Below are 12,146 nucleotides of genomic sequence, written 5' to 3'. Positions count from 1 at the left end.
CGTCAGCGCCCGGTACGAAACGCTCCTCCAGCGCCACCGGTGTCCTCCGGCGGCCCGTAGCGAGGAGCGTGTGCATGCGTCGCCCGATGTCCCTCAACGTCCTCTTCCTGGCGAGCGCCCTCACCCTGGCCTTCGTGCCCGGGTGTCAGGACGCCCCGCCCATCGACTCCACTCCCGAGCCGCTCGGCACCGTCTCGCAAGGGCTCACCTGCGGCGGCAGCCTCATCCCCGTGATGTCGGCCCGCGACAACCCCGTCAGCGGCCTCGTCATCGCCTCCAGCGAGTTCAACGCGTCCAACCCCGCCTGGCACGCGGTCGACGGCAGCGACAGCACCATGTGGCTCACCGCGAGCGGCCAATCCACCGCCTGGCTCACCTACGAGTTCTTCGACGGCGCGCGCACGCTCTCCCACTACGCCATCAAGTTCTCCAATGGCTCACTCAACAACCGCGCGCCGCGCGACTGGACGCTCCAGGGGTGGTCCGGCAGCGCGTGGAACACGCTGGACACCCGCACGCAGCAGACGAACTGGGGCGGCGCCGAGGAGCGTGAGTTCTCCATCACCACCCCCGGCGCCTACAGCAAGTACCGTCTGATGGTGACCGAGGACAACACCGCCGGCACGGGCGTGGATGTCCTCTCCATCGGCCGGCTGTCCTTCTACAACTGCGCCTGTGCCACCATCGTCAACCAGGTGCCCGCCATGACGAGCGCCACCGCGCCCTCGGGCACCGTCACGGGCTCCGGCTTCCTCCAGGCGGGCAATGAGCCGTGGAAGGCCTTCGACAACGTCGACACCTCCGCGTCCATGTGGCTCTCCTCCAAGGCGACGCCCTCCTGGCTCTCCTACGAGTGGCCTGGCGCCTCGCGCATGCTCACCCGCTACGCCCTCAAGTTCCCCAACGGCGAGGCAGCCACCCGCGCTCCGAAGAGCTGGACCCTCCAGGCCTGGAACGGCACCGCCTGGGTGGTCGTCGACAGGCGCGTGGACGAGTTCAACTGGGCGAGCGCGGAGCGGCGCGAGTACCCGCTCAGCCTCCCCAGGGCCTTCAACCGCTTCAAGCTCGACATCACGGATGACAATGACCCACGCGCCGGCGTGGAGACCGTCGCCCTCGCGCGCGTGGAGTTTCTCGGCTGCGAGCGCGACACCACGCCGCCCATCGTCCCCTCGTTCTCCGCCTTCACCCCGCCGTCGCCCGGCAACCAGACGGCCATCACCCTCAACGGCGTCACCGAGGGGAACGCCACCGTGCGCCTCTTCTCCGGCGGCACCTGCGCGGGCTCGCCCATCGCGACGCTCACGGCCACGGGCTCGGGCGCCTTCTCCCGCGCGCTCACCGTGGCGACCAACACCACCACCACGTTCTCCGCGAAGGCCGAGGACCTGGTCGGCAATGTCTCCGCGTGCTCGGCTCCCGTCAGCTACACGCACGACAACGTCGCGCCCGTCACCCCCTTCCAGCTCGCCTTCGTCCCCAGCGACACGGGCTCCGAGCTGAACCCGCAGCTCGAGGGCCGCACCGAGGCCGGCGCGGTCGTGCTCGTCTTCCGGAGCGCCAACTGCTCGGGGTCCGTGCCGACCACCGCCACGGCGCACGCCACCACCGGCGTCTTCAGCACCAACCGGGCGGTGTTCGCGAACACGGTGACGACCTTCTCCGTGCGCGCCGTGGACGCCGCGGGGAACCTGTCGGGCTGCACGTCCGTGGCGTACACGCATGACTCCGTCGCGCCGGCCGCGCCGACCTTCACGACGGGGCTGGTGCCCCTGTCCCAGGGCTCCATCGTCGCCGGCATGCGCGTCCAGGCCGAGCCCCGCTCGCGCCTCTTCCTCTTCTGGGGGAATGACTGCGCCAACCCGACGAGCACCGATGTCGCGGTGGACAGCGGCGGCAGCGCGCTGGTGCCCCTGGTCGCGAGCCAGGTCGGCGTCCCGATGTCCCTTCGCCTCCGGGACATGGCGGGCAACCTGTCGCCGTGCGTGGCCGTCGAGGAGACCTGCTTCGCGGGTTTCCGCGACTGCGACGGTGACCCGGTCAACGGCTGTGAGACCTCGGTGATGGAGGACGCGGCGAACTGCGGCGCGTGCGGCACCGTGTGCGCCGGCGCGCCTTCCGCCAGCGGGGTCTGCGGCGCGGGCACCTGCGGCCTCGCCTGCGCGGTGGGCACCTTCGACTGCGATGGCAGCCCCCTCAACGGCTGCGAGTCCAGCACGGCCTGCGCGCCCGGCGTGTGTCAGGTGTCGCCGGAGAACGAGCTGCTCATCACGGCGCTGCCCGTGGTGGAGGACCCGGTGCGGACCGTCAACGGCGGCGCCTGGACGTTCGGCACGCTGATGCGGCGCATGAACGGCGGCCAGAATCCGTCCGAGATGATTCGCACCTGGCTCAAGACATGGGAGACGAACCAGGTCATCGCGGGCCTGCCCGTCGCCGGACGTCCGAGCATCCTCCCCGACGTGCTCACGCCCTGGGAGACGCGCAGCGGCGGCCCGTCCGCGCCGCTCGACTTCAACACCGCGCCCTTCCGGCTGCTCGCCATCGTCAACCGCATCGACCTGCGCAGCGAGGGCACGCACTCGGGTGAGGGGCGCTTCGTCTTCGGTGTCACCACGCCCGCGGGGCTCGACCTGCCCTTCACCGTCATCCTCGAGTACATGCTGCCCGGCGACGGCCCGGAGGACATCCAGCGCTGGGCGCGGGACTGGCACGAGCTGGGCTCGCTGCCGCTCGGCAGCCCTCTCTACAACGCGAAGCTCCAGGCCCTCACCGACCGCTTCACCGAGCCCTTCGTCGCGCAGGGCCGCTTCATGGGCAGCGCCATCCACCAGGTGCGCACCAACGAGAACGCGCTGAACCCGCTGTGGGAGCTGCGCGAGTTCCACTTCGGTCCGAACGGGCTCGTCCCTTCCCCCGTGGCCCTCACGCCGGAGCTGAGCCTCAACAACTCGCCCCGGCTCGCGAGCTTCGTGCAGGAGAACGCCGTGGCCATCCTGGCCGGCACGCACGAGGTGCCCTCGCTGTACCAGGGACAGGCCTTCGTCGCCGGCTCGGCGCTGACGCCCTTCGGCCTGACGTGGTCCGTCCCCGGCGCGGACCCGGAGGTCCGGCATCGCTTCTCGCTCAACACCTGCAATGGCTGCCACGCGGGTGAGACGCAGACGCCGTTCCTCCACGTCTTCCCGCGCTCCGCGGGAGCACCCTCGTTCCTGTCGCCCTTCCTCGTCAGCGCGCAGCCCGTGCCGGACCCGCTCACGGGCACGCCGCGCGTCTTCAACGACCTGGGACGACGGGATGACGATTTGGAGACGCTGGTGTGCGGCGCTCCGCAGGCACTGGCGCCGAGCCTGGGCTCGGTGGGGGAGGGGCTGCTCGCGCCTCGCTCGCTGAGTGGCTCGTCGGCGCCGAAGCAGGACGCGGTGCCGGGCTTCCCGCCGCGCTCGAACCTGCCCCCGGGCCGCGTGCACTGACGCGCGGACGTCGTCACCGGAAATGAACGGGCCGGGCTCCATGTCACGTGCATGGAGTCCGGCCCGAGTGTTTTCGCGAAGTGGGTCCGGCTACTTCTTGGAGCTGCGCAGGTAGCGATAGAACTCCGAGTCGCTCCCGAGGAAGAGCGAGGTGGAGCGGTCCATCACCTGGGGGTAGGCCTCCAGGGTGCGCATGAACTGGTAGAACTCCGCGTCGCGACCGAAGGCGTCGGCGTAGATGCGCGTCGCCTCGGCGTCGGCCTTGCCGGTGATTTCCTGCGCCTTGCGGTAGGCCTCGGAGCGGATCTCCTTCAGGTCGCGCTCGCGCTGACCGCGAATCTCCGCGGCGCGGCCCATGCCCTCCGAGCGTGAGCGCTCCGCGGTGCGCCGCCGCTCGGAAATCATGCGCTCGAAGACCTTCACCTGGACCTCGTCGACGTAGTTGATGCGACGAATCTGCACGTCGACCAGCTCCACGCCGAACTCCTTCACGATTTCGGCCGCGCGCAGGCGGATCTGCCGGGTGAGCTTGTCGCGGCCCTGGGCCACCTGCTCCAGCGACTCGCCGCGCTCCTCCTCGGTGGTGTACTCGTCGTCCTCGAACGGGCGGTTGGTGGAGCGCACCGCCTCAATCAACGCGAAGGACGCGATGGTGTTGCGTGTCTCGCCGTCGATGATGTCGTCCAGCCGGGACTGCGCGTTGCGCTCGTCGCGCAGGCGCTGGAAGAAGCGCAGCGGGTCGACGATGCGCCAGCGGCCGAAGGTGTCCACCCAGATGTACTTCTTGTCCTTGGTGGGAATCTGGTTCGGGTCGCCGCGCCAGTCGAGCCAGCGCTTGTCGAAGCGGTTCACCGTGTCGACGAAGGGCTGCTTGAAGTGCAGGCCCGGCTCGGTGATGGACTGGCCGCGGGGCTGGCCGAAGCGGGTGATGACGGCCTGCTCGTGCTCGCTCAGGGTGTACGTGCTGGAGAAGCCCAGCACGATGGCGAGCACCGCGACGCCGAGGACAATCGTTGCCACGCGGCTCATCGCTGGGCCTCCGTCGTGTGCGCCGCGCCGGCGGCCGCGGAGTCCGGGCCGTCCATGCGCAACATGGGCGTGAGGCCCTTGAGGTTCTCGTCCATGACGACCTTCTGGCCGGTGCTGGTGAGCACCTGGCTCACGGTCTCCAGGTACATGCGGCGGCGGGTGACCTCGGGCGCCTTGCGGTACTCCTCGTAGACGCGGGTGAAGCGCTCGGCCTCGCCCTTGGCGCGGTTGACGCGCTCGATGGCGTAGCCCTCCGCGGAGCGCAGCGCCTCCTCGGCCTCGCCCTTGGCGCGCGGGATGGCGCGGTTGAGCTCGGCGAAGGCCTCGTTGATGGCGCGCTCCTTCTCCTGGATGGCCTGGTTGACCTCGTTGAAGGATGGCTTCACGGGGTCGGGCGGGTTGACGTCCTGGAGGACCACCTGCTGGATGTCCACGCCCGTCTCGTAGCGGTCCGCCAGGTCCTGGAGGAGCAGCTTGGACTGGGTGGCCACCGTCTGGCGGCCGGTGGTGAGGACCTCGTTGACGGAGTGGTCACCCACGACGGCGCGCATCGACGCCTCGGAGATGTCTCGCAGCATCCCCTCCACGTTCTTCACCTTGAAGAGGTACTTGTACGGGTCCTTGATCTTGTACTGGACGATCCACTCGACCACGGCGACGTTGAGGTCGCCGGTGAGCATCAGGGACTCGCGCTTCATGTCGGAGCCGCTGGCGGCGTAGGACGTGTTGCGCGCGCCCACGGACTCGGTGCGGAAGCCGAACTCCGCCTTGAGCTGGCGCTGCACCGGCACCTTGACGATGCGGTCGATGCCGTACGGCAGCCGGAAGTGCGGACCCGGCTCCACCGTGTCCACGAAACGCCCGAGCCGCAGGATGACGCCGACCTCGTCGGGCTCTACCTGCGCGTAGCTGGTGAACAGGCCCACCAGCAGGGCCAGACCGACGCCACCGAAGAGCAGCCGGCGGCCCAAGCCTCGTTTGAGCTGCCTGCGCAGCTCATCCAGCACATCACCAGGATCCCGGCCATTCGGCTCGGGCTTCAATACGCGGGGGTCCCATGCCATCCTTCAGTCTTTGGACTACATAACATCCAGATGCAAGCGGGAACCCGGTCGCCGAGTGAAACAAGGGGCCACCTGGTTCCCTGGTGGCCCTCGTGAGATGGCGAGCACTCGGGGCCGGTCGTCCGGCTCACCGCGCGAGGCGAAGGCGCAGGGAGGGGGCGAGCTTGAGGGAGAAGACGCCGAGCACGCTCACGGCCTGGCTCGCGAGCATCACGAAGCCCAGGGTCGACAAGGTGGCGGAGTGGACGAGCATGAGGGCCACGCTCCCCAGGACCCAGGTGCCGTCCACCAGCAGGTGCACCAGGAGCATGCTCGTGGCGACGGGCGATTGGGTGGAGGCCCAGACGTTGATGCCGGCCCATGGCACCAGGAACACGCCCAGGCCGAAGAGGAAGGACGGCGGCAGCGTCCATCCCGCGAGCGTGGTGAGCGGGGTGGCGACGAACAGCAAGGTGACGCCCATGCTGAAGGCGGCGAAGGCATCCAGGCGATAGACGAGGCGGTCGTTCATGGGGAATCCTCGGGTGATGGGATGCCTCGAAGACTCGGTGTTGCCTCGACTGCCCCGCAATGACCTGGGAGGGAAGTGTGTGGCCGCCTCGCGTGTGGGCGCGCGATGAAGCGGACCGCGCTCCGGGAGGTCGAGGTGTCGACCCGGCGTCCGCGCAAGGGTGTCCCGAAGCCCCGGAGCGAGCTGGGGGCGTTGCTCAAGGACTGGCGCGCGTCGCGGGGCAAGAGCCAGCTGGCGCTGTCGTTCGACGCGGAGGTGTCGCCCCGGCATCTGGCCTTCATCGAGTCGGGCCGGACGGAGCCCAGTCAGGACATGGTCCTGCGATTGGCGGAGGCCTTGGGCCTGGGCTTGCGTGAGCGCAACGCGCTGCTGGTCGCGGCGGGGTATGCGCCCCAGTTCGGTGAGAGTGATTGGAACAGTGAGGAGATGCGCGAGCTGAGGCAGGCGGCGGCGCTGATTCTCGGCGCGCACGAGCCGCATCCGGCGCTGGCGCTGGACGCGGCGTCGACGGTGCTGGATGCGAACGCGGGGGCGCTGGCGATGATGGGGCTGGGGCGCGACGCGCTGGGGCGCACCAACCTGATGGACCTGGTCTTCGCGCCCGGGCGGGTCCGCTCCGCGATTGGGAACTGGCAGGACATCGCGGGTTACCTGCTCGCGCGGTTGAAGGAGAACGCACGTCTGCGAGGGCCCGGGTCCGAGGTCGCGAACGTGCTGGCGCGAGTGCTCACGTACCCGGACGCGCGAGAGCTCCCCGCGAGGATGCCTGGCCGCTCCGCGGGCGTCCTGGTTCCGCTGACGTTCGTGGTCGATGGCGTCGCCACGCACTGGTTCACGACCGTGACGACCTTCGGGGCCCCGCTGCATGCCCTGGCGGAGGAGGTCACCATCGAGCAGTTCTACCCCCGCTGAGGTTCGGGGTGGGCGTGAGGGGTTGCGAGGTCTGCCTTCTGTCCTGGCGGCATTCTTCCAGTTGGGTGCTCTCGCGTGAGGGATTGGGCTTCTGTCCTCTCCAGGCAATGGCATAGGGTTGTCGCCAAACCCTGCTCGTGCAATCGGGAGGTACTGTCATGGACAGCGTGAAGTCCTACTCAGACTTCGAGAAGGAAGTGGACCCCCACGGGGATGCGCGGGCCGAACCGCTCATCATCCAGTTCGGCTTCCCGGGCAGCGGCTCCACGTTCGTCTGGCAGGTGCTCAACTCCATCCTGGGCAACGTGAAGAAGACCCACAAGTGTCCCCAGTTCCGGCCGGAGGACCGCGTGGTGGTCACGGTGCGGGACTTCCGAGACATCCTCTGTACCTACTTCAAGCGCGCCAACCTGCCTGTCACCAAGGCGAGCATCGACTTCCTGGTGAAGGAGCACGCGGAGGACAACTCCTCGTTCAGCGATTTGTACCGCGTCAGCGAGACGTGGGGTGACCGGAAGAACGTGCTCTGGCTGCGGTACGAGGACTTCTTCGGCAACTTCGATTACCTGTTCGGGCAGATCGAGCGGTTCTTCGGGATGAAGCTCACGGACGAGCAGAAGGAGCGGGCCCGCTCGAGCTACTCGTTGGAGGCGAACAAGGCGCGCTCGGAGCGCGTCGCCGTGGTCTGCCGGCAGGAGGGCGGGGCGGGGTGGATCGACGAGAAGTGGCAGGCCTACACCATCGACGGCATCAACGGGCTGCACGTCACGGGTGATGGCTCGGTGGGCAAGTGGCGGCAGATCATCCCGAAGGAGTGGCACGGCTACGTCAACGAGCTCCTCGCGGAGCCCCTGAAGCGCTACGGCTATCCGCTGGAGTCCTGAGGAGGTGCCCCTCGCATGAAGCTATCGGCTCGTGGTGAAGAGGTCCTGGCCGCCATCAACGACTCGGGCCTGAGCGTCGAGGAGAAGGCCGTGCTCGCGCGCGCGCTCCAGAAGAGCGTGGCGCGGGCGGGGCTTCTCCTCGGTCATCTCTCCTTCGGCGTGCGGGACATCGCGCGCGCCATCGCGTTCTACGACGCAGCGCTGGCGCCGCTGGGCTACACGCGGGTGTGGAGCTCGGAGCGCTCGGCGGGTTACGGCCCGGAGGGAGAGGGGGACACGCTGGCGCTGTTCCTGCGGCCGGAGGCCACGCCGCCCGGTGACGGCTTCCATCTGGCCTTCAATGCGCCGAGCCGGGAGGCCGTCGACGCCTTCCACGCCGCGTGCTTGAAGCACGGGGGCAAGGACCAGGGGGCTCCTGGCCTGCGTCCTCACTACAGCGACACGTATTACGCGGGCTTCGTGACGGACCCGGATGGGCACAAGCTGGAGGCCGTCCATCAGCTGGGATGAGCTTTCCGACGCGTGCGCGCTCGAGCGCCTCTTTGATGTCCTCGGACACGATGAGCGCGATGGTCCATCCCCATGTCCGGAACACCTTGGCGTCGCCCACTCTCGTGGGGTCGATTCGCATGCCCGCGACGCCCCGGCCAGCAGGACGACGCGGTACGCGCGCGTGCCGGACGCGGAGACGAAGAATCCCATCCATTAGGAACGACGCGTTCAGCAGGGCTTGCCCGAGGAGGGAAGGTGGAAGGCCGGCGCAGGATGCGCGCGGCCCTCCGGCGCGAGAAGGACCCGTTACCCGGGAGTGACGGGTCCACTTCGCGCTCCGCCTCACGGACGCTGCTGCGCGAGCATCCAGCTCAGCACCTTCGGCTCCTGGTAGACGCGGTCCCAGATGGAGTGGCCGCCATCATGGAAGAGGGTGAAGAGCACCGGCTTCGCGGGAGCATTGCCGCTGGCATCCTGCGCCGTCTGTCCGTCGACCCACTCCCACCGCGCCGGGCCCTGACGGAAGAACGCCGTCTGCGCGCGGCTGGGGTACGTGTACGTGTCCATGACCGTCCCCGTGGCGCCCATGGCCTGTCCCAGTCGCGTGAACCAGTCCCGCGTGCCCGTGTACGAGGCGGGGTCGTTGATGGCGTGCGAACCCCAGACCGGCAGGTTGGCGTTCACCATGGCCTGCGCGCGGGCGACGGAGGAGCCGTAGCCGCCGTTGCAGACCGGAATCGCGGCCGCCAGCTTCGCGGGGAAGGTGGACGCATACGAGAATGTGCCCGCGCCGCCCATGCTCAGGCCCGTCAGGTACACGCGCTTCCTGTCCACCTTGTACGTCGACAGCATTCGCTCGATGAAGGGGTCCAGGCTGTCGAGCGCCTCCTGGTCGTTCCAGAAGTTGGAGGTGCTCGTCTGGGGCGACACGAGGATGAAGGGATAGTCCTTCCCGTTCCTGTCGATGTACGACTGGAGCCCCATGTTGCGGACCCGGCCGAGCTGGGTCGGCCCGCCGTCTCCCCGCTCACCCGCGCCGTGCAGGAAGATGACGATGGGCCAGTTCGTGCCCGCGTCGTAGCCCGGCGGCAGGTACACGACGTGACCGTAGTTGCCCTGGAACACCCTCGTGGTGTCCTTGTAGATCTCCACGGTGGTCCCGCGTCCGTTCAGGGCGGGCTCCACCCGGACCTTCGTGCGGGAGCTCGCCGAGGCGCCCTGGTCATCCGTCACGCTCAGCTCGAACTCGTAGAGCCCCATCACCAGGCCGGAGGCCGTGGCGGACAGCGTGGTGGCGCCCGTCAGCGTCGCGGTGTTGGGACCGGAGACCTGTGTCCACTGCCGTGACACCACCGTCCCGTCCGGGTCGCTCGCCGTGCCCGTCAGCTGCGCCGACGACGTGGGCAGGATGAGCGTCTGGTCCAGGCCCGCGGAGGCGGTGGGCGGCACGTTGGCCGTCGTGCCCGCCGGGGTGCCGTAGACGACGATTTCGTTCGACGCGCCGTACATGCTGCGCGCGAAGTGGAGGTAACGCGTGCGCTGGCCCACCGTCAGCCACTTCCACTGCTCCCACCCGTTGGTGGTGAGGGAGAGGGGCGTGGACCAGGCCCCCGGCGCCCCGACGCTGAAGAAGACGGTGCCGGAGTCATACGTGTCGAACACGCCGACCTCCGTCACGTCGTACAGCTGCCCCAGGTCGATGACGAAACCCATGGGGTACTGGTTCTCGTTGTAGACGACGTTGCCCCAGGTTGTCGCGGGCTTGAACGTCGAGCCCGCGCGCGGGTCCCCTATCAGGGCCTGCTCGTCATACAGGTTCTGATAGACGCCCAGCGTCGGACGGACGCCGTCGGGTTGGACGTTGGCGGGGTCGATGACCAGCTTCTGCCCCACCAGCGGCGACGTCACCGTGGAGAGGGATTGTTCGACGCCGTCCCCCTCCTGTTGTGCACCACAGCCGACCAGCATGCCCAGCGAGGCGAAACCACACAGCCATGCTTCACGAAGCCGCGAACGAATCACGAAGGCCTCCTCATTCAGGATGGTGAGGAGGCCAAGGACAATCCAGATTAAACAGTGAAGTCCAGATTAATCATTTTCTGATGTTCCTGGGATGGGGTTGCCGTTGCAACCCGACTTCATTCCCGGGCTTCAGTCGTCGTCGTGGTCGTCGTCCTCGTCACCGTCCAGGTCGTCGTCGTCGAAGGCGTCGATGGAGCGGCGCAGGTTGTTCTCGATGGTGGAGCGGGCGGACGCGTCGCGCGGGTCCAGCCGCTGTCCGTTGCCATCGACGAACCAGCCGGTCGGGTCGATGTTGAGCGTGATGTTGGGCTCCTGGCCCTCCTTCACCTCGAAGCGCGCCTCGCGCTCCTGCTCCAGGCGGACGCTGGAGACGAAGCTGAAGGGCTGCCCGTCGATGTGGCCATCGATGATGACCGAGGCGCCGAGCTCGGCGAGCTCCCGCAGGGGCGCGTCCTGGCCCGCCTGGGCGACGGTGACCTTGCCGATGTCGAACTCGATTTCATCGAAGATGCCGGGCGTCACCCGCAGGTTGCCCACGGGGACGATGCGGCCATTCAGGTCCTCCGCGGACAGGTCGATGAGGACGGGCCCCAGCCGCTGCTCGTCGTCATCGCGCGGGCGCAGCTGGTCATCGTCGTCGTCGTCCCGGTCATCGTCGCGATCATCGCCCTCGTACTCCAGCTCCAGCTCGCGGACGGACAGGCGCACCCGGTCCAGCGTGATGCCGGCGGCGGGCTCCTCTTGCTGAGCGCTCTTGCCGACGGCCTGGGCGCCACGCGCCGCACCCACCCGGGTGCTCAGTCCGACCTTGACGCTGTCCTCATTGCCGCAAGCCGCGAGCAGCATGGCGGACACGCACAATCCGATGAATCGCATACCTTCCATCTCCTGGTATCGAGGGACCTGGCGAGCGGCGTCTCCGGCCTGCCGCCGCCCGAAAATCCCGGTCTGGAAATGAAGGAGCCTTGAGGCCCGAATCGGCCACATCACCTCGCCTGCATGAAGGGCGGCGTGGCCGAAACGGGGCCCGTGACTCCTTCCCATGAGACAGGTACTGACTGGGGAGACATGGTTTGTGCGCGTGCCTCGAGATGGGAGTGCCTCCGGTGGTCCGGAGCCCTCTTCGTGTGCTCCCAGGTGGACGCACGTGGGGATGCGTGGGGGATGGGCGGGGGAGAGCGGGCGTGACGGAGGAGGAGGTCGCCACCTGCATCCGGCGGGCAGCCGAGGGGGCTCAGGACGCGCACCGCGAGCTGTACCAGCGCTTCCATGGGGCCGTGCGCCGCGTGGCGCTGGGCTACTCGGCGCTGGGGCCCGCGGAGGTGGAGGACGTGGTCCAGGAGACCTTCGTCCGGGCCTTCCGCGAGCTGCCCCGGCTCCAGCACCCCCGCGCCTTCGGGAGCTGGTTGGTGACGATTGCCCGCCACCACGCGCAGTCGCTCAGCCGGGGCGCCCAGCTGCGAGGTCGCGCGGCGGAGGACCTGGCGCTGGAGCTGGAGTCGACCACGCCCGCGATTCCTCCGGCGCTGGAGTTGGAGCGGCGCGTGGCGGTGGTGCGCGAGTTGATTGAAGCGCTGCCCGAGGGCCCCGAGAAGGAGACGGTGCGCCTGTTCTATCTGGAGGGTGAGCTGAGCGCGCGGGAGATCGCCGAGCGCCTGGGGCTGGGCAAGAGCGCGGTGACAATGCGCCTGGAGCGCTTCCGCGCGCGGGTGAAGCGCCAGTTGCTGTCGCGGCTGTTGGCCGCGGGAGTGGGATGAGC

The 12,146-nt window shown here is 68.7% G+C and carries 10 protein-coding genes and 1 pseudogene; 5 read left to right on the top strand and 6 right to left on the bottom strand.

The features are described 5' to 3' along the window. The first annotated feature begins 74 nt into the window (after window positions 1-74). Complete coding sequence (locus AC6JA9_RS35660; protein WP_497958482.1) at window positions 75-3,473, top strand: hypothetical protein; 3,399 nt, start codon at window positions 75-77, stop codon at window positions 3,471-3,473. Between the two features lie 90 nt (window positions 3,474-3,563). On the opposite strand, the gene hflC is transcribed toward AC6JA9_RS35660, so the two are convergent. The 3 genes from hflC to AC6JA9_RS35645 all read right to left on the bottom strand — a co-directional run bounded on the left by hflC (window position 3,564) and on the right by AC6JA9_RS35645 (window position 6,077). Beyond that, window positions 3,564-4,502 (bottom strand): protease modulator HflC, encoded by a 939-nt coding sequence (hflC, locus tag AC6JA9_RS35655; protein WP_141327784.1) that lies wholly within the window; start codon window positions 4,500-4,502, stop codon window positions 3,564-3,566. After that, window positions 4,499-5,566 (bottom strand): FtsH protease activity modulator HflK, encoded by a 1,068-nt coding sequence (gene hflK / locus AC6JA9_RS35650; RefSeq protein WP_223747224.1) that lies wholly within the window; start codon window positions 5,564-5,566, stop codon window positions 4,499-4,501. Before hflK ends, hflC begins: the two co-directional genes overlap by 4 nt. 127 nt (window positions 5,567-5,693) lie before the next feature. Further along, window positions 5,694-6,077: a hypothetical protein gene (locus AC6JA9_RS35645; RefSeq protein ID WP_223747225.1), complete on the bottom strand. Its 384-nt coding sequence runs from the start codon at window positions 6,075-6,077 to the stop codon at window positions 5,694-5,696. 135 nt (window positions 6,078-6,212) lie between these two features. Here AC6JA9_RS35645 and AC6JA9_RS35640 point away from each other — a divergent pair, with 135 nt between their 5' ends. The 3 genes from AC6JA9_RS35640 to AC6JA9_RS35630 all read left to right on the top strand — a co-directional run bounded on the left by AC6JA9_RS35640 (window position 6,213) and on the right by AC6JA9_RS35630 (window position 8,383). Continuing rightward, window positions 6,213-6,989, top strand: coding sequence for a helix-turn-helix domain-containing protein (locus AC6JA9_RS35640; RefSeq protein WP_497958481.1), 777 nt, complete (start codon window positions 6,213-6,215; stop codon window positions 6,987-6,989). 158 nt (window positions 6,990-7,147) lie between these two features. Further along, on the top strand, window positions 7,148-7,873 hold the full coding sequence (locus AC6JA9_RS35635; protein WP_141327776.1) for a sulfotransferase domain-containing protein: 726 nt from the start codon (window positions 7,148-7,150) through the stop codon (window positions 7,871-7,873). A gap of 15 nt (window positions 7,874-7,888) precedes the next feature. Beyond that, complete coding sequence (locus tag AC6JA9_RS35630; protein WP_223781490.1) at window positions 7,889-8,383, top strand: VOC family protein; 495 nt, start codon at window positions 7,889-7,891, stop codon at window positions 8,381-8,383. Between the two features lie 10 nt (window positions 8,384-8,393). Here the strand turns inward: AC6JA9_RS35630 and AC6JA9_RS35625 are convergent. The 3 genes and pseudogenes from AC6JA9_RS35625 to AC6JA9_RS35615 all read right to left on the bottom strand — a co-directional run. Continuing rightward, window positions 8,394-8,519, bottom strand: a pseudogene (locus AC6JA9_RS35625) (imm11 family protein); the annotation flags it as partial. A 188-nt stretch (window positions 8,520-8,707) separates the two neighbouring features. Beyond that, window positions 8,708-10,387 (bottom strand): carboxylesterase family protein, encoded by a 1,680-nt coding sequence (locus AC6JA9_RS35620; RefSeq protein ID WP_497958480.1) that lies wholly within the window; start codon window positions 10,385-10,387, stop codon window positions 8,708-8,710. A 129-nt stretch (window positions 10,388-10,516) separates the two neighbouring features. Beyond that, window positions 10,517-11,263, bottom strand: coding sequence for a hypothetical protein (locus tag AC6JA9_RS35615; RefSeq protein ID WP_223747230.1), 747 nt, complete (start codon window positions 11,261-11,263; stop codon window positions 10,517-10,519). A 308-nt stretch (window positions 11,264-11,571) separates the two neighbouring features. Between AC6JA9_RS35615 and AC6JA9_RS35610 the strand changes: the two genes are divergently transcribed. Continuing rightward, window positions 11,572-12,144, top strand: a complete 573-nt coding sequence (locus tag AC6JA9_RS35610) for an RNA polymerase sigma factor (RefSeq protein WP_141333301.1) — start codon at window positions 11,572-11,574, stop codon at window positions 12,142-12,144. Window positions 12,145-12,146 lie beyond the last annotated feature (2 nt).

It is taken from the genome of Myxococcus sp. MH1, assembly GCF_059738865.1.
Note: the sequence above shows the minus strand (reverse complement) of the source record. Positions and strands in the feature narration are given on the sequence as shown.